Genomic DNA, 23,852 nt, shown 5'->3' with positions numbered 1-23,852 from the left:
GTCAGACTTTGCCCCTAGGTCTGCTTCCGGCTGGGTCCAGCCGTCGGTTGGTCGCGGCCAGGCTGGGCACAGGGTAGTTCGACGCGGTACGCGCCGCGCACCGCTCGGCGCTGCATCATCACCCGAGTCAAATCGCCATGGAACTGGATGCCCCAGACATTGTCGCGGCAGAAGACCCAGTTGCGATAGGTTTCGGCCGCCTCCAGCCGACGGTGTTTGAGATCACCCGTACGCGGACTCTACTACTCCGAAAAGCTCACGCTGACGCCGCGCTGCCGAAAATAGGCCTGCATCAACTTGCGGCCGGCGCGGTTGTTCTGCACCAGCCTCGTCGGATCGAACACCGCGTGTTTCTTCCCCTCTCGGGCCAGCGCCGCCTTGAGGGTCGCGATATGCGCATCGAGGTCGGCATTGTCCGCGCGGAGTGAGGCATAGATATTTTCGGTCGCCTCGGCCAGGGTCAGTTCGTTCACAGTGTCGTCCTTTGGTTGATCGGGCGGCGCCTTAGCACAGATTCGCGGCTGCGCCGATACCGATGAGACTGCCTGTGCACGGCGCCGGTGGCGAAGCCCGATCCATTCGCCAGCGCCTCGGACCTTCAGCAACGACACTTATTGGGACGGCTGCGCTGCGCCGCGCCGCTCAAGCGCGGTCGTGCGGATGATTTCAGCGATCTCCGGACTGCTGCTGCACAGCATCTGGAAATCCGACGAGTGCAGTGACAGGAGTGACACCGATGATACGGCGCTGACGGTTGCCATACGCGGTTCACCGGTGATCAACGCCATCTCGCCGAAAAAGGCGCCGGGGCCGAGTTCCACCGGCTTCGGTGCCGCGACGCTGACGCGCCCCTCCACCACGAAGAACATCCGATCACCGGGCTCGCCGCTGCGGCAGATCACGGCGCCCGCCGGCATCGTGCGAGGTCGTAACGCGCTCACGATCTCAACCAGCGCGGCCGGGCCAAGCTTCTGAAACAACGGCACGGCGGCGACCAATTGCCAATTGCGGACGAAATCCCCGCGACGGACTTCCTGAGCGAAGCCGGTGGCAAGAATGCCGGCCCAGAGCGCGAAGATGCCGATGCCGCTCATCATGACAGCCCCAGAAAGGACGCGGCCAGCGAAACTTTGCGGAATAGCGTCGCCATAGCCGGTGGTGGACAGCGTGACCACCGCCCACCACATTGCCTGGGGGATGCTGCCGAACTTTTCCGGCTGGATATCGCGCTCGATGACATAGCCCGCGAGGGCGACACCGAACAGAACGACGCCGAAGAGCGTGGTGACGCCGATCAGGTTGCGCGCTTCGTTGACCAGCACCCTGCCCAGCACCGGGAAGAAAGTTGAGTCGCGCAGCGGTTTCAGCAGCCAGACAGCACAGTAGAGGCTCCAGTCGGGCGTGCCGACGAAGAGAAATGCGGCGAGTGGAACCAAGACCGCGAGCACATCGATGGCGATTGCCGGCGGCCTGTCCCTGACGTCTCCCGCCCGACGCTTGAGCAGCGTCGCGGCCATTTGCAGGAGATAGGCGCCCCAAATGACAACGAGTACCGCGGACAGAGCCAGCCTGCTTCGTCCGGACATGTCCGGTACCGTGAGCCCAGCCACCGCCAGAAGCCCAGGCGCAGCCAGCACCGCATTGAGCGGCGCGTAAATTCTTAAGAAAGGCAGTACCGACATTCTGCGCCCACCAGCCGCTACGACTTTCCAAAATAGATGCCTTAAAGGCAAGCGCAACGGTGCTTGCTCTCGCTTGCAACGTGCATCATCACCAAACGGTGAACTCGGATGTCCGGGATTGCTTGGTGACCGGACGCCAGGGCGAGCACGACCTCTGACTCGTGGCGTGAAGCAGCCGTAGTGCTCGAATGATCGATATCGGCCTTTGCCGGATGGCAATGGTCGATCGAATAACCGAGACGAGGCGCAAAGCTGTCATGTCTTTTGGGGCCGACAGCGGACTGGCAGGTTCAAGCCGCGGGTTATCAAAAGCCGACATTCGGCTGAACGAGGACATAGTCGCGACCCGACCCAAGGGAGCCCTTCGGCAGCCCGCGATCGGACCATAACCAAGCCGTGTGAGGAATGGTCCAGGGAACGTGGTGAGTTGATCACTGTCGGCGCCGGCACTGCACGCTCGCATTGGAGGTAGGACTGGAATACGCTCACCGCCCGGAGCTTCGGCCTACGGAACAGGCAGGACACGAGCATGGAGCGACGCCTCACCGCAATCCTTGCTGCCGACGTCGTTGGCTACAGCCGCCTCATGGGAGCAGACGAGGTTGGCACGCTTGCGCATCTGAAGAGGCTTCTCGCCGAAGTGATCGAGCCCAAGATCACAGAGTCGCACGGACGCATCGTCGGTTCCGCTGGCGACAGCCTTCTTGTCGAATTCGCCAGCGCAGTCCACGCGGTGCAGTGTGCGGTCGAAGCCCAGGAGGGATTGGCCGCTCACAATGCAAGTTTGCCCGAAGACAAGCGCATGACTTTCCGCATGGGCGTGAATTTGGGCGACGTGATTGCACAGGACGATACGATCTACGGTGATGGCGTGAACATCGCCGCGCGGCTCGAGAAGCTTGCAGAACCTGGCGGCGTCTGCATCGCGAGCAACGTCTACGAGCAGGTCAAAGGCAAACTGGACTATGCCTACAACGACCTCGGTAGCCATCAGGTCCACAACATCGTGGAGGCGGTGCGAGCCTATCGGGTCAGTCGAGCGAAACCCGCTTCGCTATCCTCCACAAGGGTTGCTCTGACGCTTCCCGAAAAACCGTCCATCGCGGTCTTGCCATTCGACAACATGAGTGGCGACCCCGAGCAGGGCTACTTCGCTGACGGCATGGTCGAGGAGATCATCACCGCGCTATCCCGAACGCGCTGGCTGTTCGTCATCGCGCGCAACTCGAGCTTTACCTACAAGGGCCGGGCGGTGGACATCAAGCAGGTCGGACGCGAGCTTGGTGTGCGCTACGTCCTTGAAGGGAGCGTGCGCAAAGCGGCGAGCAGAGTTCGTATCACCGGGCAGCTTATCGACGCGACAACGGGAGCACATCTATGGGCCGACCGTTTCGACGGCGGGCTGGAGGACGTTTTTGACCTGCAGGAGGAAGTGACCCGGAGCGTCGTCGGAGCGATCGCTCCGAAGCTGGAACAGGCAGAGATCGAGCGGGCCAAGCGCAAGCCGACCGAGCATCTTGACGCCTACGACTACTATCTGCGCGGAATAGCAAGCCTCCACCAATTGACCAGGGAATCCACCGCAAACGCCCTTCAGTTGTTTTACAAAGCCGTCGAACTCGACCCTGAATTCGCCTCGGCATACGGCATGGCCGCGTTCTGCGCTGTCATGCGCAAGGCGAACGGCTGGATGGCCGATCGTGAGCAGGAAACCGTCGAAACAGAACGCCTGGCTCTGAAGGCAGTGGATTTGGGCAGGGATGACGCGGTTGCGCTCTCACTCGGCGGGGAAGCGCTCGCGTTTGTCGTGGGCGACTACAATAGCGGGGCAGCGTTCATTGATCGCGCGCTTGCGCTCAATCCGAACCTGGCTACTGCGTGGCTATTCGGCGGCTGGGTCAGGGCGGACCTCGGCGATACCGAAGCCGCCCTCCAGCACCTGGCCACCGCGATGCGCATGAGCCCAGTCGACCCGTTCATGTTCGATATGCTGAATGCGGTTGCAATGGCTCATCTCTTGGCTGGTCGATTTGAGGAAGCATCATCCTGGGCGGAAAGGTCGTTGCGGGAAAAGCCAGACTTTTTGGCGTCGTTGCGCTTTGCGGCCGCATGCTATGCTCACGCCGGCCGGACCGAGGATGCGCAAAAGGTGGTGAGCCGAATTCTCGCCCTCGATCCTAGCGAACGAATTTCCAATCTCGCCGACGTCGTTTCAATCAGGCGTGCGGCCGATATGGCTCTGTTTTCAGATGGTTTGCGAAAGGCGGGGTTGCCAGAATAGCGCTCCGGGCTGGCGCGTACCGATCGCGAGTTGGGAACGCACCGAAATCGCAAGACCGAACCGTGGGTGGCGTCGGCCCGGCACAAATCGCAATAGGCGGCGGGGCAGCCACAGGGTGGACATTTCTGCCCACATGGAAAATGATCATGTTGCTATGCACAATACCGCAGTGCTCTAATCTCGACGAGAAGCGTGAGCGTAGACGCGGATCAACCGACCTCCGGGTCCAGCGAGCGGGGACGCAAATGGACACCCTAGGGAATGGGCAATTGCAGTGCGATGCGGGCGGGCGACCCCGGCGACCGGCCGGCTGGCTTGCCCGCGCCGCCGTGCCGGCGGCATTCCTGCTCGGCGTGGCTTTCAGCAGCACTGCGTTTGCGCAGGACCAGCAGCTGCCCGTGGTGACGGCGGCCAAGCCGGTGGTGCGTGACATCGTCGAGGACGACGAGTTCGTCGGGCGTTTCGAAGCCGTCGACCAGGTTGCCATCCGTTCGCGCGTCAGCGGCTATCTGGACAAGGTCAGCTTCCAGGACGGCGCGCTGGTCAACAAGGGCGACCTGCTCTTCACCATTGACCAGCGTCCGTACCAGGCCGCTTATGATGCCGCCAAATCGCAAGTGGATGTCGCCAAGAGCCTGCTCGAATTCACCAAGATGCAGCTGGATCGCGCCAACGAACTTGCCAAGACAGGCAACATCTCGCCCGCCACGGTCGACGACCGCCGGCGGGAATACCTTGCGGCGCAGGCGCAGATGCAGGGCGCGACGGCTGCGCTGACAACGGCAAGCCTGAACATGGAATTCACCGAGACCAAGGCGCCTTTATCCGGCCGCATCGACCGCCGCCTGGTGTCGGTCGGCAACCTCGTGCAGCCGGATTCCACCTTGCTGACGACCATCGTCACGCGCGACCCGATCGACTTCTATTTCGACGTCGATGAGCGGCTGTATTTCAGCTACGCCCGCGACGCGAAGGCGCGTGGCGGCAGCATGCAGGAAGGCGCCGGCGGGCTCGATGTGCAGGTTCAGGTCGCCGACCGCGCGGAGGCGGTGGTCAAGGGCAAGCTCGATTTTGCCGAGAACCGGATCGACAACGCGACCGGCACAATGCGGGTTCGTGCGACGTTTCCCAACCCCGACGGCGTTCTCCAGCCAGGCATGTTCGGGCGCATCAACGTGCCGGGGTCGCTGCCGCATAGCGGCGTGCTGGTGCCTGACGAGGCGATCGGCGCCGATCAGGATCGTCGCATCGTGTTGCTGGTGGACGAGGCCGGAATGGTGTCGGCGAAGCCCGTGCGCACCGGACCGCTTCTCGACGGCTACCGGGTGATCCGCTCGGGCCTGACCGGCGCCGAGACGATCATCGTCAACGGGCTGATGCACGCCAGGCCCGGCACCAAGGTGAAGGTCGAGATGGTGACGTTGCCGCCCAAGGCCGAAACCGCCGGGTTGCAGCAATGAGGTTCGCGCATTTCTTCGTCGACCGCCCAATCTTCGCATCGGTCGTTTCGATCGTCCTGCTGATCCTCGGCGGGATTGCCTATACCCAGCTACCGGTCGCGCAATATCCCGAGATCGCGCCGCCGACCATCGTCGTTCGCGCGCAGTATCCGGGCGCCGACGCCCAGACGGTCGCAGCGACGGTGGCAACGCCGATCGAGCAGGAGATCAACGGCGTCGAGGGCATGCTCTACATGTCGTCCTATTCGTCGGGCGACGGGTCGATGGCGCTGACCATCACCTTCAAGCTGGGCACCGATCTCGACAAGGCGCAGGTGCTTGTGCAGAACCGCGTGTCGGTCGCCGAGCCGCGCCTGCCCGAAGAGGTCCGCCGCCTCGGCATCACCACCACCAAGAGCTCGCCCGACCTGATGATGGTCGTGCACATGCTGTCGCCCGACAATACCTACGACCAGCTCTACGTCTCGAACTACGCCCGCTCGCGGGTGCGCGACATACTGCTCAGGTTAGACGGCGTCGGCGACCTCATCATCTTCGGCGAACGCGAGTATTCGCTGCGCATCTGGCTTGATCCGGAAAAACTGTCCGCTCTGGGAATGACCTCGGGCGATGTGGTGCAGGCGCTGCGCGATCAGAACGTCCAAGTGTCGGGCGGCTCGATCGGCGCGCCGCCGACCGGCACAGGCACGGCGTTCCAGTACACGGTCACCACGCAAGGCCGCTTCAACGACGCCCGCGACTTCCGATACGTGATCGTCAAATCGACCGACGACGGACGCCTGATCTCGCTGCAGGACGTGGCGCGCATCGAGCTCGGAGCCAAGGATTACGTCACCAACTCCTATCTCAACGGCAAACCGGCGGTGGCGCTCGCCATCTTCCAGCGGCCGGGCACCAATGCGCTCGCCGCGGCCGCGGAGATCCAGGACAAGATGAAGGAGCTTTCCCGCGACTTCCCGAAGGGGTTGAGTTACGACATCGTCTACAATCCGACCGAGTTCGTCGCCGAGTCGATCCAGGAGGTCTACAAGACGATCCTCGAGGCGATGTTGCTGGTCATCATCGTCATCATTGTCTTCCTGCAGTCGTGGCGCATGGCGATCGTGCCGATCGTGGCGATCCCGGTGTCGCTGATCGGCACACTGGCTGTGCTTTACGCCGCCGGCTTCTCGCTCAACATGCTGACGCTGTTCGGCCTCGTTCTGGCGATCGGCATCGTCGTCGACGATGCGATCGTCGTGGTCGAGAACGTCGAGCGCAATATCGCCAGCGGACTGGCGCCCAATCCGGCGTCGCATCTGACCATGAACGAAGTCGGAACGGCCATCATCGCGATCTCGCTGGTGCTGATAGCCGTGTTCGTACCGACAGCCTTCATCCCCGGCATTTCTGGGCAGTTCTACCTGCAGTTTGCGATCACCATCGCGGTGTCGACGGCGATCTCGGCATTCAATTCGCTGACGCTTTCGCCGGCGCTGGCCGCACTGCTGTTCAAGTCGCACCACGCCGCGGCGGCGCCGCCGCGCTTTTTCCTGGCGCGGTTCGGACGGGCGCTCGCCGACGGCTTCAATCGCGGCTTCGACAGGGTCGCCCATTGGTATTCGAGCATCATCCGCGTGCTGGTCGGCTCGTGGATAACGATCGCCGCCATGCTGGCCGTTTTCGCGGCCCTGATCTCCGCCACGGTCTACATGGCGCAGGTGGTGCCGCGCGGTTTCATTCCGTCGCTCGACCAGGGCTATGCCATCGTCGTCGTCCAGTTGCCGGACGGGGCCGCGCTGTCGAGGACCGATGCGGTCATCCAGCAGGCGTCGCAGATCATCCAGAAAACGCCAGGCGTCGACTACGCAGTCGCCTTCGCCGGCTTCTCCGGCGCGACCTTCACCAACGCCAGCAACCAGGGCGTCATCTTCGCCAGGTTCAAGCCGTTTGACGAGCGGCTGAAAGCCGGCCAGTCGGCGACCAAGGTCATCGGCAATCTGTTCGGCAGCCTGCAAAGCATCAAGGAAGCCTTCATCATAGCACTGCCGCCGCCGCCTATTCGCGGCGTCGGCAATGCCGGTGGCTTCAAGCTGCAGATCCAGGAGCGCAACAGCGCCGACATGCGGCAGATCCTGGCGCTTGCCTACGAAATCGCCGGCAAGGCCAACAAGACGCCGGGGCTGACGGGCGTGTTCACCACCTTCTCCGCGTCGAGCCCGCAATTCTTCCTTGCGATCGATCGCGACAAGGCGCGCATCCTGAACGTGCCGATCCCCAACATCTTCGAGACGCTGTCGATCAATCTGGGCACTGCGTATGTCAACGACTTCAACGCTTTCGGGCGCGTCTACCAGGTGCGGGCGCAGGCCGACCAGGCGTTCCGCCTCGATCGCGCCGACATCTTGAAACTGAAGGTTCGCTCGGCGACCGGCGCGCTGGTTCCGCTCGGCACGTTGATTGAGATCCGCGACGTCACCGGCCCGGCGCTGGTCCAGCGCTACAACATGTATGTCTCGGTGCCGCTGCAGGGCAACGCCGCGCCCGGCGTTTCCACGGGCGACGCGTTGGCATTGATGGAAGGGATCACGGCAAAGACGTTGCCGGCCGGTACCTCCTATGAATGGACCGAGCTCGCCTATCAGGAGCGCAACACCGGTAATGCCGCAGTCTATATCTTCGGACTGTCGGTGCTGTTCGTGTTCCTGGCGCTGGCGGCGCAATATGAAAGCTGGGTACTGCCGTTCGCCATTGTGCTGGTGGTGCCGCTCGGCGTGCTCGCGGCGTTGCTCGGCGTGACTTTCCGAGGGCTGGACAACAACATCCTCGTGCAGATCGGCCTCATCGTGCTGATCGGGCTTGCCGCCAAGAACGCGATCCTGATCGTCGAATTCGCGCGACAGGCGCAGGAACGCGGCCTGTCGGCCGCCGAAGCTGCCGTCGAAGCCTGCCGGCTCAGGCTGCGGCCGATCCTGATGACCGCCTTCGCGTTCATCCTCGGCGTCGTGCCGCTGATGATCGCAACGGGCCCGGGCGCAGAAATGCGCCAGTCGCTCGGCACCGCGGTGTTCTCCGGCATGCTCGGCGTCACCTTCGTCGGCCTGTTCCTGACGCCGGTGTTCTACGTTACGCTCAGGTCGCTGTTTTCAAGGCGCAAGCCCCGTGCCGAAGCCGAGCCTTCGGGGCCGGCAGAGGCGCCATCGGAGACGCCCGCCGAGTAGCGCAACGCGACCCCTCCAGCGTCCTCGCGTGCGATGTCTGCTTTCAGGACGCGGCAGCTGATCTCTGCGGACGAGATGAGGCCGACAAGAGCCCGCGGATGTCAAAAGCGGACATTCACGTCGACATGAGCACGATCACCACATTGATGTTGCCTCGTGTCGCTTTGGAGTAAGGACAAATCTCGTGCGCTTGATCCACCAGAATTTGTCCGACATCCCGCTCCACACCCGGCACGGCGATACTCAGTTGGACGCTGAGAAAGTGGCCGTTTTCTCCGTAGTTCAGATTCACCTCGGCCTCGATGCTCACCCCTGCAGGCAGCGCGATTTTTCGTTCGTGGGCCACAGATGCGATTGCGCTTGCGAAGCTGGCCGACCAGCCGGCCGCGAGCAACTGCTCCGGATTGGTGCCTATACGCGCCGATCCGGGCGCCGAAAGCCAGATGTCCAGAAGGCCGTCGGAACTGCGCGAGGCGCCATTTTCGCGGCCGCCCGCAGTTGCGGTCCTAGCCGTGTAGACAACCCTCGCGATGCGGCTCATGGGCATTCTTTTTCTGGCAGCGGTGACCACCGGGGGCGGTTACTGCTAACTCGATCAGGGATCGACCTCGATAACGGCATCAACGAAGGCCTGCGGCGGAGGTCATGGACTGCGCCACATCGGTGCCCCTTGGAAAACCGGCAATCGGAGCCCGATTGCCATTACGAGCGCCACGGCGACCAGTAGCTTTGTTGCTTTCATTAATGACGCCTTCGATGTTGTCGCGCGAACGGTTCGAATGCGCACTCAGAGCGGAAGCTCTTTGCCAGCCTGCTCCGCCACCATGTACTCGGCGTACCAATCCGGCCAGTTCTCGTCACGCTGGCCGCCTGTCCGCCGCTCGTGCTCGCCATGAGCCACAGATGCACGCCGAAGTGCGGCTGCGAGTTCGACCGACGACATAAATGTGGCGCCGTCAGCGTCGACGCGGCCTGGCGCTCGCGCAGTGACCTCCTGCAAAAGCCAGTTGTTTCCGGCCGGATCGCTGAAGGAAGCCCACGAGGAATAGCTGCGTCTTTCCGGGTCAGGCCCGCTGACACGCCCCTTATCACCGGCGTAGTGATACACTTCGCTTACGTCGAGCCCGCGATCGACGAGCTCGGCGCGTGCTGCCTCTATGTCCGACACGACGAGTTCACCAGCGGTTTCGAGGATATCGAGCTCGATACGAGCATAAGGGCCCGGTGCTACGCCTGAGCCGAAGACGACCGAACAGTTTGAGCCAGGAGGCGTAAACTGGACGACATGAAATTTGTCGCCCACGAGGTCGGCGTCCAGCCGCCAACCCAAGCCTGTGTAGAACAGCTTGGCGCGGTCGACATCAGAAACTGGAATGACCACGACCTCAAGCTTCATGTCGTGGGATCGCGGTTTTTGCGTCTCGACTATGGTGTTGCTGCGGATAGTGGCAATCGTCATGTCTGCCTCCTGCGTTGAGTCTGATGGGAATGCTTCTTTGGCCCTTCGGTCGGTTCAGTTTCTTTGCCGGAGCGACCTGAAGGCAGCGCGCAACTCGGCGGAGAAGAGCTCCGGCTGCTCCCACGCGGCGAAGTGGCCGCCTTTGTCGACCTCGTGGAAGTAGATCAGGTTGGGATAGGCGCGCCGGGCCCACGTCTCGGGGGCTTGATAGCCTTCCCCCGGAAAGACCGTAATGGCGACCGGCAGCGAGACTTCGTTCGTTTTTTCAGGGTGAGCAAAGACGGGACTGCGCCCGCCGCCGTACTCCCAGTAAATTCGCCCGGACGAGGTGGCAGTGTTCGTCAACCAGTACAGACTTATGTCGTCCAGCACCTCGTCCGGTGACTTTTCAGGGTCGCTTTTGTCGTAGGTCCAGCCTGAAAAGCCAGGATGCCCGAGCATCCACGCTGCGAGCCCCACAGGGGAGTCATTGATGGCGTAGCCGATCGTCTGCGGTCGGGCGCCCATCATCGTGGCATAGGATCTATTCCCCATCTTGGCGGCCATGCTAAGCGCGTCGAATGCAGTGCGCTCCTTACCGGTCAGGCCTGCCGGCACCGGTCCGCCGGCGGCGAGCACAGCAGCTATCTCAGGTGGCACGACAGCCGGCAGATTGACATGGATACCAAGAAGTCCTGCAGGAGCCAGGCGCGCCATCGCGTTCGAAACGGGGGAGCCCCAGTCGCCGCCTTGGGCGACGTATCTTGTGTAGCCGAGGCGCTTCATCAGCTCTGCCCAGGCTCGCGCGATGCGATCTGTATCCCAGCCGGTCTCAGTCGGCTTGCCGGAGAAGCCGAAACCCGGCAACGACGGCAGTACGAGGTCGAACGCGTCCTCAGGGCTGCCGCCATGCGCGGTGGGATCGGTGAGCGGGCCGACGGTTTTCAGCAGTTCCAGCACCGAGCCAGGCCAGCCATGCGTCATGATCAGCGGCAGGGCATGGGGATGTTTCGAGCGAACGTGGATGAAGTAAATGTCCACGCCGTCGATCGTGGTCATGAACTGAGGCAGGGAATTCAGCTTCGCTTCCGCTGTCCGCCAGTCGTAGGCCGTACCCCAATACTCGACGAGTGGCTTGATCTCCGCGAGCTGAATGCCCTGCGACTGGTCACCGACGGTCTCCCGGTCGGGCCACCGTGTTTCGGCAATACGACCGCGAAGATCGTCGAGCGCCGCTTGTGGCACCTGAACTTTGAAGGGCCGGATCGAGCGATCCTCGACGGGATTTGCCAAGGCGGGCGCCGAGAGGGTGCAAAGCCCGAACACCAGCGCAGCCGCCAGTTGGTGGAGACTCATGGCTGCGCCTTCTTGTCCGAAATGTGGAACGTCATTGTTTGTTTGGTGAAGACATTGCCTTCGGGGTCCACCACCTCGATCAAGACCTGGTGCTGGCCACCGGGCATGCCTACCAAGATGATGGTGTTGCTCTGACCGTAATCCGCCCACGCCCAGGGCAGGTCGTCGACGGTGACGTGAAGATGCCCAAGACGCGGAGACACGCTACGTGCCGCCGACCCACCCACAGGCAGGATGCGCAAATTCTCCACCCGGTACGGGATGTACACGACGCCGCCGGCCAATGGATCCGGAAGCGGCGGCTCCACGAACAGCTTGGGCGCTGGCTCGTTTTCGATGGGAACGACCGTGCTCTGGGCCGCAACTGCGGCATGTGTCTTGATGAGAGGGTTCATTGCAATCGCTCCCTTCGGAAGTTCGCTACGCAGCCAAAGCAGGGCGGAAGATGACGCGCGCCGGCGCACCATCCCCCCGCCAACACGTCAGGTCTGCAACGTCTTGAATGTTGCGCGCACCTCATCGGTGAAGATCTTCGGCTGTTCCCAAGCCGCGAAATGGCAGCCCTTGTCTGTGCGGCCGTAATGCAGAAGCTTCGGGAACGCGCGTTCAGTCCAGCTCTTCGGCGCTGTGTAGATTTCACTGGGGTTCGCAGTGGCGCCGACAGGAATTGTGATGCCCTTGGCGTCGAAGAAGCCGGCCTTTGCCGTTTGCGTGTGTTCCCAATAGAGGCGTGCCGACGAGATCGCTGTGTTCGTCAGCCAGTAGAACGTGATGTTGTCGAGGACGTCGTCGCGGGTAAGGCCCTCCGGCTCTCCGTCGAAGGAGCGGGCGATCAGCGCATAGCTATCCGCATCGTGATCGAGGATCCACGCCGCCAGGCCGGCCGGTGAATCGACGATCCCGTAGAGCGTTTGCGGACGAAGCGCCATTTCGTTGGCGTAGCCCAGGCCGTTCTTATAGAAAAACGCGACCTGCTCGTAGGCGCGCTTCTCGTCGGGGCCGAGATCGGCAGGGGGCGGGCCGCCGGAGGCTAGCGCCTTCACGATCTCGGACGGAATGGTCCCCGGCATGTTCGTGTGGATGGCGACCAGCTCGGGAGGTGCGATCAGAGCCATCTGTTCGGTGATAAGTGCTCCCCAATCGCCGCCCTGCGCGACGTACCGGTCGTAGCCGAGGCGCTTCATCAGCACGATCCACGCCCGCGCGATACGCGGTGGATCCCAACCGGTTTCGGTGGGCTTGCCGGAAAAGCCGTAGCCCGGCATCGACGGGATCACCACGTCGAACGCGTCGCCCTCGGTACCGCCGTGCGCAGTGGGATTGGTGAACGGATCGATGATCTTCAGGAGCTCGATGACCGATCCCGGCCAGCCATGCGTGATGATGACAGGCAGGGCGCCCTTATGCTTGGATTTCACGTGGATGAAGTGGATATCGAGGCCGTCGATCTCGGTGACAAAATTCGGCAGCGCCTTCAACCGCGCCTCGCACTTGCTCCAATCATATTCTGTTCCCCAGTACTGCATGAGCTTCTGCATCGTGGCGAGTTGCACGCCCTGCGTTGGCCCTGCGGTCGCCGGGGTGGACCAGATCCGCCGAGAGGCCTGGTCGGATACGAGCTCGCGCCCGGGCCAGCGCGTAGCCACGATGCGCCGGCGAAGCTCGGTGAGCTCTTCCTGCGGGAAGCTGACGGTGAAGGGACGAATAGCATCGCTGGTTGATGCGGCGGCCTTTTGTGACGGAAGCAGGCTCGCGGCGCCTGCGGCCGCGATGCCGACCGCGGCAGTGCCCAAAAGTCGCCGGCGATCCTGGTCGATTGCTTCGGAGGTTCTGGTCGTGTTCATGGGACTCTCCTGGGGTTGATGGATGCGATCTGCCCTGCTTGACATACCCTCGGGAGATGGGATTAGCCCGTTATGCGTCGTGAGCCCTTGTTAGTCGCTGCCCGCCTGCCGCCTTTTTGAGCAAATAGGAGGCGCCAGACAATGGAACTCCCTATGGTGCGGGAATGCTCCTTGACCTAAACTGAGGCGCTGGGTGCAGGCGGCTCCCAAAAGAAGAGACGCCATGACGATAACGGCAAGTCGGGCCAAAGACGGACTGTCGTTCGGCCCTTTCTGTTTGGCTGCGGGTGAAAGGCTCCTGACAAGAGAAGGCGCTCCCGTAGAGCTTGGCTCGCGCGCCCTCGAAATTCTTATCGTACTGACTTCCGCCCCGAATGAAGTCGTCAGCAAGAAGGATTTGATGTCGCGGGTCTGGCCCGATGTGGTTGTCGAGGAAGGCAGCCTGCGGTTCCACATGACCGGACTGCGCAAGGCGTTGGGCGATGGAAAGGATGGCGCGCGTTACATCGCGACACTTCCGGGGCGCGGCTATTGCTTCGTTGCACCGGTTTCGCGATCAAGCGGCTCACACGACGAGGCCCCATTCATGGCCGTCGAGTTTCCGCATGCGAATCTTCCAAACCGCTTGAGCAGAATGGTCGGGCGGGACGAGGACGTTCTCAAGCTGTCGGCGCAACTGAATGCTTCGCGGTTCGTCACCATCGTTGGCGCCGGCGGTGTCGGCAAAACCACCGTCGCGATCGCAGTCGGGCATCATCTGATCGACGCATTTTATGGGGCCGTGCTGTTCGTTGATCTGGGAATGATCGGTGATCCCGGTCTGGTGACGACAGCCGTCGCCTCGATGCTTGGGCTAACCGTTCAGACAGAAGATGCCACGCCCAACCTGATCGCTTACTTGCGCAACAAACGGATTCTCTTGATCCTCGATACCTGTGAGCATCTCTTGGACGCGGTGGCGCCTTTGGCAGCAAGCATGGTCGATGCGGCGTCGCAGGTCCACATTCTGGCGACGAGCCGCGAGGCGCTTCGGGTCGAGGGAGAACATATCTATCGGCTGGATGCGCTTGCCTACCCGCCCGACGAACCTGGACTAACGGCAGCCATTGTCCAGACCTTCCCAGCCACCCAATTGTTCGTCGAACGAGCGGTGGCAGGCGGCGCTCGTTTGGACGTCAGCGATGCTGAAGCCCTCCTCATCGCCAGCATCTGTCGAAAGCTCGACGGAGTGGCGCTCTCCATCGAACTGGCGGCCAGGCGGGTCGAATCCTATGGGCTGCAACAGACCGCCGCACTTCTTGATCAACGCCTGACACTGCTGTGGCTCGGTTCGCGGATCGCGCCGCCGCGTCAGCAAACGCTGCAGGCGACGCTGGACTGGAGCTTTGGACTCCTGACCGACCTTGAGCGCGCGGTGTTGCGTAGGCTCGCTGTATTCGTCGGTCATTTCACGCTCGATGCGGCACTGGAGGTGGTGACGAGCGCAACCCTCGATCGATCGACCGTCCTGGGCGCCATGGACAGTCTCGTCGCCAAATCGATGGTAGCGACGCGTCCGGTCGGAGCGATGATACGCTACCGGCTCCTCGATACCACGCGCGCCTACGTTCTCGAGATCCGGATCGATGACACCGAGGCTGCCGATCTGGGAGTGCGTCACGCCGCGTACTTTCGAAGGTGGCTGGAGCAGACAGGGATGGAGTGGCCGAGACTGGCAACCGGTGAGGAACGGGCTCCTCATTTCGCCGCCATCAACAACGTCCGGGCTGCCCTGCAATGGTGCTTCAGCGACCGCGGCAACGCCGACATCGGCATCGGGCTGGTCACCGCTGCCGCGCCGGTTTTTCTGGCGATGTCGTTGTTGCCGGAATGTCACCACTGGTCCGAACGCGCGATACTGGCTTTCGACAATGCAGCTCTTGGTGGACTTGACGAGATGCATCTCCAGGCAACCCTCGGCGTGTCCTTCATGTTCATGCGAGGTGGACGCCAGAGGGCGCGCGTAGCCCTGGAGAGGAGTCTGGCGATTGCCGAGGAGCGCGGCGATCGGCTGGATCGAGTGCGTCTGTTGGGTCCGCTTAACATGTTCCATCTGCGCACGGGCAATTTCGTAACCGCCCTCGAATTTGCGAGACGTTGTTCAGCCACAGCCGCCGGTCTGGAGGATTCGGTCGCGATCGCGCTTGCACACTCGATCCTGGGTATCTCGCTCCACTTGCGAGGTGACCTCGCGGCGGCGCGCGCAGAGCTGGAAGCGGCGCTCGACCGTGGGCCGCGCGCTCAGCGGACCACGACGATCTATCTGGGCTTCGAAGGCAAAATCCTGGCCAGGGCAATTCTGGCGAGGAACCTTTGGCTGCAAGGCCACCCGGATCAAGCTGTGACACACGCCCGGCAGGCCGTCGACGAAGCTGCCGCCATGGATCATTCTCTAACGCTGGCGATCGCGCTGATCTGGGCGATATCGGTCTTCCTGTGGACGGGCGACCTGAAGAGCGCCGAGGCGTACATCGACATGCTCATCGCCCGCGCGGAGTCCCATTCCATGACTCCTTACCTGCTGGTCGGTCGGGGATACAAAAGCGAAGTCGCCATCCGTCGGGGCGATCCAAAAGGCGGTGTCGAGGGCCTGCAGACTTGTCTTCAGAAACTGCACGCGGCACCTTACGAATTGCTCACGACTCCGCTCAACCTCTCGCTGGTCAGGGGATTATCCACAATCGGTCAGGTAGACGAAGCGACTGCGCTGGTCGACGAGTCGCTTGGCCTCGTTGAAAAGAACGGCGACCAATTGTATCTCCCGGAGTTACTGCGGATGAAGGGTAACCTCCTTCTCCAGTCGAGACGCAACCGCGACGAAGCTGCCGCCTACTTCATGCAGGCACTGGAGTTGAGCCGCAGTCAGCACGCGCGGGCATGGGAGTTGCGAACCGCAACCGACATGACGACGCTGATGGCCGCGCGCGGGGAGACCAATAGCGCTCGCGAACTCTTGCAACCGGTTGCGGCGCATTTTGTGGAGGGCCTGAATACGGCGGACGTTAAGGCAGCCGAGCACCTGCTGGCGACGCTCAGGTAGAACTTCAATGCCAGCGCCCCCACCGTCCGTTGTTGGCGCATATCAAGGTGGAATGCGCACTATCAATGTCGGCCTCGAGAGCGGTGACTGGGCTCTCGGCCCGACTGTTTCCGCAACTGCGCGCAGGGGTTCGGCATCCCAACGAGCGAACCTGATTGAGAACCGGATCCAAGCCGCTTGATCCGGTACTCAGGCTATTCAGACTGCGCCGACGACGGCTGAGATGGGCGGTCAGCGGAACGGCGGTTTTGGAGTCGGAAGACCGATAGCGGACGCGACTGTCAGAAGGACTGATGCCTCGGCCTGACTCAAAACGGTCATTCCGGCAACCCCGCTTTGCGCATGCCTTCAGCTAGATGCTGGCGGTCTTCGATGTGGAACAGCGGCTCCTTGGCCACGAATCTGGCAGTGGAGAATTGTGGGACCCGGCGCAGCAAACCAGCAACGCAATCTCTCGCAAGATCGGGCTGGCCAGCCATTGCGTAGCTTGCGGCGAACCAAACCTGCTTCGAGAACGACAAAGAACTTGATCGGCGCATGTTGGCAATGGCGTCGTCATAACGGCGCGCGTTGAAGTAGACGGCGGCGAGTTCGCCCCAGTACCAAGAAGGGTTGAAGAATGGGTCGAGGCGCTTCGCCTCCAGCATCCCCTCAATGGCTCTCTCGGTTTCGCCGCGATAGTTATAGAACATCGCCAAGTCGGTGTGATTGACCGGATGGTTTGGATTTAGCGAAATGGCCTTGGCGAAATGCTGTTCACCCACTTCGTAGGCGCCTCGATCGACCTGTGCCCAAGCCATTACTAGTTGACAAAGATGGTCGTTTTCATCGAGCGCGACGGCTTTCCGCGCCATCTCGAACGCCTCGTCCCGCAAGCGGTTCGAATCACTCATATCGAGAAACCACTCTCGCTCGAGAGCTGACGACAATAATGCGTAGGCACGAGCGTAGCTGGGGTCGAGTTCGATGGCCCTTTCGAAGTAATGCCGTGCCTCTACCTCGATCTCCGGCGTACCCATTGGCAGCGCATCGCCGCGCAGGACACATTCATAGGCCTCTAGGCTGGCTGGCGGCTTGCGCAGAACCAAGTCGGTCCGCGCCGCCGTCATTCGTCCTACAAGCGTTCCGACGATAGTGCGAACGACGCGATCCTGGACATCGAATATCTCGTCTTGCAGACTGTCATAACGCTCTGCCCAGACGTGATTGCCCGTCGTGGCATCGATCAATTGGGCCGTTATCCGGATGCGCGTTCCCATACGGCGGACACTGCCCTCGACGAGGTACTGCACGCTGAGTTCGCGTCCCGCTCGTTTCATGTCGACATCGGCTCCGCGGAAGCGGGAGGACGAATTTCGCGACGCAACCTGCATCTGCCGGAACCGTGAAAGCTCCGTTATCAGGTCCTCTGTAAGCCCGTCGCAGAGGTATTGCTGCTCGGCATCGCCACTCATGTTCTGGAAGGGGAGGACAGCGATCGAAGGCTTGTCTTGCTGGACTCGTGTCCCTTGTGCGACTTCCGGTTCCGTCGATGCGGCACCGGACAGCATGTGATAGGCGCGCACAGGCCTCGCGATGTTTTTCAAGGTTTGCTCGCCCAGATCGACGAACTGTTCCTTGAGTTTTTCACGCACCTGCTCGTAGGCCGAACCCGACAAGCAGATTCCGTTCGGCTTCGCCAAGCCTTCCAGGCGGGCGGCGATGTTTATTCCGTCGCCCATGAGGTCTCCGTCACTCTCCTCGACGACATCGCCGACATGGATGCCGATGCGGAATTCAATGCGCTCATCGTGGGGCAGTCCTGTGTTCCATTCGACCATGCGTTCCTGCATTTCAGCAGCGCAACGCACGGCCTCGACAACGCTGCGGAACTCCACGAGAGCGCCGTCTCCAGTACGCTTGACCACTCGTCCATCGTGTGCGGCGATCGTCGGATCGAGCAAGTCGTTCCGCAGAGCCCGCAGCCGCGCAAGTGTCCGATCCTCATCAGCTTCTGCGAGGCGGCTATAGCCAACCACATCCGCGACCAGAATCGCTGCGATCTTCCGCATTTGGTTCGTCACCTCACTTCGAACAAGAAAGATAGCATGTAACTCGATTATTGGGCGGAGATCACGTCTCGGGAATTGTCCTGCAATGGAGCGGCGACCAATGTCAGCTTGTGGCGCAAAGCTGCCTGTAGCCTCCTGCGTTCGTAGGAAAGACTGCCATGAGGCGCAAAACTGTCGTCCACGCTTTGCAGACGTAAGTCGCCTTTGGGCAAGCTTGGCCATCCAGAATACTTGGATTTTACTCTACCCGACCGCCGGCTTGCCAAATATCAGCCCCAAAAACTCGCTCAGCCAGCGCTTGAGGTGCATGTCCCAGATCAGCCGGCCGCCGAGATGGTCGCGGCCGGGCTGGGCGCCTGGCAGCTCGAAGCGATGCGCGCCGCGCACCACCCAGCGCTGCATCATCACCCGGGTCAGCTCGCCATGGAACTGGATGCCCCAGGCATTGTCGCCGTAACGAAACGCCTGGTTGGGATAGGTTTCCGCTGTCGCCAGCAGCGTCGCTTCCTTCGGCAGGGAAAAGCCCTCGCGGTGGAACTGGTAGACCATTTCCGGCCAGTGCAGCAGCTTCTTCCCGGCGTCCGTCGCCTTCAGCGGATACCAGCCGATCTCGACCAGCCCGTCTCCATGGCCCTCGACCTTGCCGCCGAGATGGTTGGCCAGCATCTGCGCGCCGAGGCAGATGCCGAGGAACGGCCGGTTTTCCTTCAGCGGGATTTTCAGCCAGTCGGTCTCGCGGCGAACGAACTCGTCCTCGTCATTGGCGCTCATCGGCCCGCCAAACACCACCACGCCGGCATGGCCGTCCAGCGTGCGGGGCAGTTCGTCGCCAAGCGGCGGCCGGCGGATGTCGAGATCGAAGCCCTCTTCCAGCAGCATATGGCCGACGCGGCCGGGGCTCGACGTTTCCTGATGCAGCACGATCAGGATTTTGGGTCTCGGCCTCGGTCTGGGTGGCATGGAAGGCGAAGGGTCCTGTTATTCGTCGCTTGAACTGCCCCGCGCGCCGGGCGCCTCGGCCGCCGCCTTGCGGCGCGCCTCGATGCGGTCACGCCGCTCGACGCCGATCAGCTCGGCGACCCGCCATACCGTGTTGTCCTCGAGCTCGTGAAGCTCGCCATCGGCATAGACGATTTCCCACATCAGGCCGATGAAGGCCTTGCGCGCCTCGGCGTCGAGATCGCGCTTCAAGACGCTGGTGAAGGCATAGAGGTCGATCGCCTCGTTGTCGGCGCGTTCGCCGGCCGCGGCCAGCGCATCGAGCTCCTTGCCGCTCACCGAATAGGTCTCGGCCAGGATCTGCTTGAACCGCTCCCATTCGACGTCCTGGCGCACCCCGTCGGCGTTCATCACGTGGTAGAGCAGCGCGGAAGCCGCGACGCGCGGATCGTCGGCGCTCGGCTTGGTCTCGCCGGCAGCCGGCAGATCCCTCAGGAAGGACAATACGCGCTCGAACATCGATATCTTTTCCCTGCCCACCAAAACCGGCCCCAGAACATAGCTTTAGAACAAACGAAACCGGCGCGGCGATTTTTCCGCTTCATCTTCCGGCGCGACGCCCGGATCATCCGGCAGAGGCGGCAACTCCGAACCCTGCCCGATCGCTTCCGCCTCGCCGGCCGCGTCGGCAACCGCCAAATCCTTCTCACCGCCATTCGTCGAGGCCGGCTTCCCGGTCGGAGCATCGGCAACGATGTCGATGGCCTGTTCAGCGGATGCGGCCGGAGGCGCGGCGGCGATCGCCGGCACCGCGACATCCGCGTCGCTTTCGATCAGATGGCCGAGCCGCTCCATCGGCGCGCGCCAGGTGAAGGCGTCGAGTTTGCCTGTGACCGGCGACACCGGCGCCCAGCGTTCGGAGATGACGCCATCCGCCACCCAGGCCGGATCGCGCGGCGCCCGCACGGCTTTCGACAAGAGCTGCCGCACCTTGCCCTGGTCGCCGGTCTCGGCTTCCTCGATATCGGCGAGCAGCAGATAGGCGCCTTCGCGGCGATCCATGCGGATCGCGGCCTCCGCCTCGCGCCGCGCCGTGGCGTAATCCTGCGCGTCGAGCGCAGCGCGCGCCACGGCCATCGACGACTCGGCGTGGTTCCTCTTCAATTCCTGCAGCTTCTTCGCCCGGTTGAGGCGGTCGAGCACGGCGTCGCCCGGCCTGGCATGGGTGTAGAGCTCGGCGATCTCGGGATGCGGCTCGGCCTTCCAGGCGGTCTCCAGGATCTTGGAGGCCTTGCGCACGTCGTTTTGCCGGATAACCAGATCGGCGGCGATCACCGCCGCCGGCGCGAAACCGGGCGCCAGCTTGTTGGCTTCGAGCGCCGCGGTGCGGGCTGCGTTCGGGTCGCTGTCGACCAGCGCCTGCGCCTTGGCGGTCAGCAGCACGGCGCGGCGGCGGTTGGCCGCGTCGCGCTCGATCTGCCTTGTCGATTTCTGCGCCTCGACCAGCTTCAGCGCGCCGTCCCAGTCGCCGCGTTCGGTCAGTTCCTCCAGCGTCGATTCGGCCGCCCAGGCAAGCTGCGGCGCGACCGCCGCGGCGCGACCGGCATAGTGGCGCGCCGCGTTGCGGTCGCCGAGCCGCTCAGCTTCCAGATAGAGCCCGCGCAGGCCGAGCAGCCGCATCTCGGGATCGTCGAGCATGCGCTCGAATTTCTCGCGCGCGCCTTCATGGTCGCCTTCGAGCAGCGAGGCCTGCGCGTCGAGCAGGTTGATCAGCGGTTCCTGGTCGGAGCTGATCAGCTTGGCCGCCTCCTTGGTCTTCTTGCGCGCCAGCGCGCCGTCGCCGGCTCCGGCCGCGATCATGCCCGTCGACAGCGCCTGATAGCCGCGGTCGCGGCGGCGCACGCGGAAATAGCGCGAGATCGTGTAGGGGCTGTTCCACAGCGACTTGATCAGCCACCAGACGATCATCACCGCGGCGACCACGGCAACGATCGCCACCGCCGCCACCATCAGCGTGACCTGGTACTGGTAGCCGTTGAAGGTGACGAGCATCTCGCCCGGACGGTCGGCGAGCCAGGCAAAGCCGAGACCCAGCGCGAAGACGACGGCGAGGAAGGCGAGGAGACGGATCATGGTGACGTCCTCACGCTTTCGTCGCGCCGGCAATCAGCGCTTCGAGCTGCTTTTCGACTTCGAGCCGCGCCTTCAGTTTGCCGGCAAAATCGGCCCCGGCCGCCTTGGCCGAATCGGGCAGCGTGTCATACTCGCTGAGCGCCTTGGCGTAGTCGCCCTGGTTGACCGCCATTTCCATGCGAGCGACGGTTTCGGGCGCGCCCTTGCCTTCAACGGTGCCGACCGGCCGCACTTTGACCAGCGATTCCGCGCTCGACACCAGGCTCTGGAAGAAGCCGGCATTCTGGTCCACCGGCTTTGCCGCCTCAACCATGGCGTTGGCGGCGGCATCGGCTTCCGAAGCGATGGTGGCGCGGGTCGGCACGCCCTTTTCGGCATAAGAGCGCAGCGCCGCGAGCTCGGGCGCATCCGGCGCGATGGCCGCGAAGGTGTCGAGCTCGGTCGCGAAGGGCGCGCCGCGGTCGAGAGCCGACTTCAGCGCCGAGGCGGCAATGGCCAGCGCGATCTTGGGCTGCGAGGCCTGAGCCTCGACCTTGCCGGACAGCTGCGACACGGACTGCTCCAGCGCCGCCACCCGGCCGTCCTCGGCCTTGGCCGCGTCGCCGGTCGATTTCACCTGAGCGTCGAGCCCGGCGATCTTCTCGTTAAGCGGCCCAAGATCGACGGGCGCCGCATTGCCGTTCTTCTGCAGCTCGGCAACGGCCGTCTCGATCTGGCTGACCTTGTCGCCGAGCGCCTTGAGCGCGGCGCCGTCACCGCTCTGCCCGGCCGAGGATTTCAACGCCGCCACATCGGTCTTGACCTGATCGAGCGCCGAGGAAAGACCGTCCACCTTGGCCGAGGCGCCGGTGTCGCCGCCTTCCTTCAGCGCCGCGATCTCGCTCTTCAGCGAAGCGATCTCGCCGCTGACGCCGTCAAGCGATCCGCCGCCCGACCCCGGCGCGCCAAGCACGCCGACCGCCTGCAGCAGGCCGGCGCCGGCAAGCGCGATCACGCCGCCGATGACGCCCGCGGCGATGGCGTTGAAGCCGGCTTTGCGCGACGGCTGCGGCACGCGATCCTCGCTCCTCGTGTCGCCTGGTTTCGCGGCCGAGGCGCTGGCCCGAGGCGCGGATGCGTCCTCGAAATTGTAGTCGAAGCCCTTGGGCTGGCTCTTCGGCGCATCGGCACCGCCGGGATATGGCTTTTCCGGCTCGTCCTTGCCGGCCTCGGGCTTGTCGGGCGTCGCCTGCGCGGCATCGCTATGCTCCCACGGCTCGATATCGGCCTGCTCGGCATGGATCGGCTCTTCCGGCGCCTCCGGCTGCGAAGCGGCGGCAGCCTCTTCCGCCTTCGCCTCGTCGGTCTGCGCGGCCTTGGCCTTCGCGGCATCCTCGTCGGTGATTCGCGAGACGGCGCCGGGCTCGAGTTCGATGGTTACCGGCTCGCGCCGGGTCTTCGAATGTCGCATCTTCGGCGTCTTGACCATGCTTGGGCTCCGCAAAATGGCTTGGGGATGGATCAATGGGTCCAGAGCGTCAGCATGCTCTAGCACATCACCAAGCGGTGAAAAGGGGCGGTGTGATGACGCGGCTTAGAGCAATTCCAGGAAAAGTGTGAGCGGTTCTCCGTCCGGAATTGCGTAAAAACAAAGAGATAGGGCATTTCACCGTTTCCGTGAAACGGTGAAATGCCCTAGCGCGGTTGCGACAAAAGCGCGAGCAATGCGTCTTCCTCGGGCTGGGATGCGATGCTGATCATTTGACCGGCAATCCCATGCAACGGTCCGGCGACACGCGCAGAGAGCGTCAAGAATTCCGTTTTTTCGAAGAGCTGCCGCAAGCTAGGCCGCGCAATCAGGCTGACCAGCGCCGCGCTGGCCTTGGCTGAATAAAGCAGCGCGGCGTCGACCGGCTGCCCCGACAGGCGGGCGACCACATCGGCATCGCCATAGTCGATGCCGGTCGTGTCGTAAGTCTCGATCGGCTGGACATGCACGCCAGCCGCCGTCAGCCGCTGCTCGAATACCTGGAACCGAACGCGGCCGCACAGATAGATGATTGCCTTGCCGGCAAGGCCGCCGGCGATGGCATCGGCCAGCGCCTCGGCATCGCCCGGACCTTCCGCGACGGATAAAAATCCCGCCGCGCGGCAGGCGTCGGCCGTCCTTTTCCCGACCGCGTGGCATGGCAAGCCCGCAAGCGACGCGATCAGCGCCTTTGGCGCATGCCGCACCGCATTGGCGCTGGTCACAGCAACCGCGGCGGCATCGGCGCCGATAGTCGCCTCGGCCGGTAATGCCCTGGTCTCGGTCAGCGGCAACAGGACAGGCTGAAATCCCAGGGTTTCGAGGCGTCGTGCCGTGCGCGACGCGCCGGGCTCAGGCCTCGTCACCAGGACGCGGACCATG

Annotated in this window: 17 protein-coding genes and 1 pseudogene; 4 read left to right on the top strand and 14 right to left on the bottom strand. The window is 63.1% G+C overall.

Features of this window, described 5'->3' with window-relative positions:
- Positions 1-50: 50 nt before the first annotated feature.
- The 3 genes and pseudogenes from CK230_RS33550 to CK230_RS07075 form a co-directional block, all read right to left on the bottom strand.
- A pseudogene (locus CK230_RS33550) lies at positions 51-197 on the bottom strand (GMP synthase); the annotation flags it as partial.
- Between the two features lie 45 nt (positions 198-242).
- The gene (locus CK230_RS07080) at positions 243-473 is read right to left on the bottom strand and encodes a hypothetical protein (protein ID WP_095816953.1); all 231 of its coding nucleotides are present in this window, start codon (positions 471-473) and stop codon (positions 243-245) included.
- A 138-nt stretch (positions 474-611) separates the two neighbouring features.
- Complete coding sequence (locus tag CK230_RS07075) at positions 612-1,682, bottom strand: cyclic nucleotide-gated potassium channel (RefSeq protein WP_095816505.1); 1,071 nt, start codon at positions 1,680-1,682, stop codon at positions 612-614.
- A 529-nt stretch (positions 1,683-2,211) separates the two neighbouring features.
- Between CK230_RS07075 and CK230_RS07070 the strand changes: the two genes are divergently transcribed.
- From CK230_RS07070 to CK230_RS07060, 3 genes are all read left to right on the top strand, one after another.
- The gene (locus tag CK230_RS07070; RefSeq protein ID WP_095816504.1) at positions 2,212-3,963 is read left to right on the top strand and encodes an adenylate/guanylate cyclase domain-containing protein; all 1,752 of its coding nucleotides are present in this window, start codon (positions 2,212-2,214) and stop codon (positions 3,961-3,963) included.
- 245 nt (positions 3,964-4,208) lie between these two features.
- Positions 4,209-5,423 carry an efflux RND transporter periplasmic adaptor subunit gene (locus CK230_RS07065; protein WP_095816503.1) on the top strand — a complete coding sequence of 405 codons (1,215 nt, stop codon included), beginning with the start codon at positions 4,209-4,211 and terminating at the stop codon, positions 5,421-5,423.
- On the top strand, positions 5,420-8,623 hold the full coding sequence (locus CK230_RS07060) for a multidrug efflux RND transporter permease subunit (protein WP_095816502.1): 3,204 nt from the start codon (positions 5,420-5,422) through the stop codon (positions 8,621-8,623). The genes CK230_RS07065 and CK230_RS07060 overlap by 4 nt, the downstream gene beginning before the upstream one ends.
- 115 nt (positions 8,624-8,738) lie before the next feature.
- On the opposite strand, the gene CK230_RS07055 is transcribed toward CK230_RS07060, so the two are convergent.
- The 5 genes from CK230_RS07055 to CK230_RS07035 all read right to left on the bottom strand — a co-directional run bounded on the left by CK230_RS07055 (position 8,739) and on the right by CK230_RS07035 (position 13,261).
- Positions 8,739-9,164 carry an Ohr family peroxiredoxin gene (locus tag CK230_RS07055; RefSeq protein ID WP_095816501.1) on the bottom strand — a complete coding sequence of 142 codons (426 nt, stop codon included), beginning with the start codon at positions 9,162-9,164 and terminating at the stop codon, positions 8,739-8,741.
- A 246-nt stretch (positions 9,165-9,410) separates the two neighbouring features.
- On the bottom strand, positions 9,411-10,082 hold the full coding sequence (locus tag CK230_RS07050; protein ID WP_095816500.1) for a VOC family protein: 672 nt from the start codon (positions 10,080-10,082) through the stop codon (positions 9,411-9,413).
- Positions 10,083-10,136: 54 nt separating this feature from the next.
- Positions 10,137-11,417 carry an epoxide hydrolase family protein gene (locus CK230_RS07045; RefSeq protein ID WP_095816499.1) on the bottom strand — a complete coding sequence of 427 codons (1,281 nt, stop codon included), beginning with the start codon at positions 11,415-11,417 and terminating at the stop codon, positions 10,137-10,139.
- The gene (locus CK230_RS07040) at positions 11,414-11,812 is read right to left on the bottom strand and encodes a DUF6130 family protein (RefSeq protein WP_095816498.1); all 399 of its coding nucleotides are present in this window, start codon (positions 11,810-11,812) and stop codon (positions 11,414-11,416) included. Before CK230_RS07040 ends, CK230_RS07045 begins: the two co-directional genes overlap by 4 nt.
- An 87-nt stretch (positions 11,813-11,899) precedes the next feature.
- Positions 11,900-13,261: an epoxide hydrolase family protein gene (locus CK230_RS07035; protein ID WP_095816497.1), complete on the bottom strand. Its 1,362-nt coding sequence runs from the start codon at positions 13,259-13,261 to the stop codon at positions 11,900-11,902.
- A gap of 223 nt (positions 13,262-13,484) precedes the next feature.
- Between CK230_RS07035 and CK230_RS07030 the strand changes: the two genes are divergently transcribed.
- Positions 13,485-16,340: a winged helix-turn-helix domain-containing protein gene (locus CK230_RS07030; protein WP_095816496.1), complete on the top strand. Its 2,856-nt coding sequence runs from the start codon at positions 13,485-13,487 to the stop codon at positions 16,338-16,340.
- A 317-nt stretch (positions 16,341-16,657) separates the two neighbouring features.
- On the opposite strand, the gene CK230_RS07025 is transcribed toward CK230_RS07030, so the two are convergent.
- The 6 genes from CK230_RS07025 to CK230_RS07000 all read right to left on the bottom strand — a co-directional run bounded on the left by CK230_RS07025 (position 16,658) and on the right by CK230_RS07000 (position 23,851).
- Entirely contained in the window at positions 16,658-18,391 is a 1,734-nt protein-coding gene (locus CK230_RS07025; protein ID WP_176480039.1) for an adenylate/guanylate cyclase domain-containing protein, read from the bottom strand.
- 243 nt (positions 18,392-18,634) lie between these two features.
- On the bottom strand, positions 18,635-19,351 hold the full coding sequence (locus CK230_RS07020; RefSeq protein WP_095816494.1) for a glutamine amidotransferase: 717 nt from the start codon (positions 19,349-19,351) through the stop codon (positions 18,635-18,637).
- Between the two features lie 18 nt (positions 19,352-19,369).
- Positions 19,370-19,849, bottom strand: a complete 480-nt coding sequence (locus CK230_RS07015; RefSeq protein ID WP_095816493.1) for a TerB family tellurite resistance protein — start codon at positions 19,847-19,849, stop codon at positions 19,370-19,372.
- Between the two features lie 45 nt (positions 19,850-19,894).
- On the bottom strand, positions 19,895-21,463 hold the full coding sequence (locus CK230_RS07010; protein WP_095816492.1) for a heme biosynthesis protein HemY: 1,569 nt from the start codon (positions 21,461-21,463) through the stop codon (positions 19,895-19,897).
- Positions 21,464-21,473: 10 nt separating this feature from the next.
- A complete protein-coding gene (locus CK230_RS07005) occupies positions 21,474-22,931 on the bottom strand; it encodes a COG4223 family protein (RefSeq protein WP_095816491.1) in 1,458 nt (485 codons plus the stop codon).
- 206 nt (positions 22,932-23,137) lie between these two features.
- Positions 23,138-23,851, bottom strand: a complete 714-nt coding sequence (locus CK230_RS07000) for a uroporphyrinogen-III synthase (RefSeq protein ID WP_095816490.1) — start codon at positions 23,849-23,851, stop codon at positions 23,138-23,140.
- Between the last annotated feature and the right edge of the window lies 1 nt (position 23,852).

This window comes from Mesorhizobium sp. WSM3859 (assembly GCF_002295065.1).
GTDB lineage: Bacteria > Pseudomonadota > Alphaproteobacteria > Rhizobiales > Rhizobiaceae > Mesorhizobium.
Note: the sequence above shows the minus strand (reverse complement) of the source record. Positions and strands in the feature narration are given on the sequence as shown.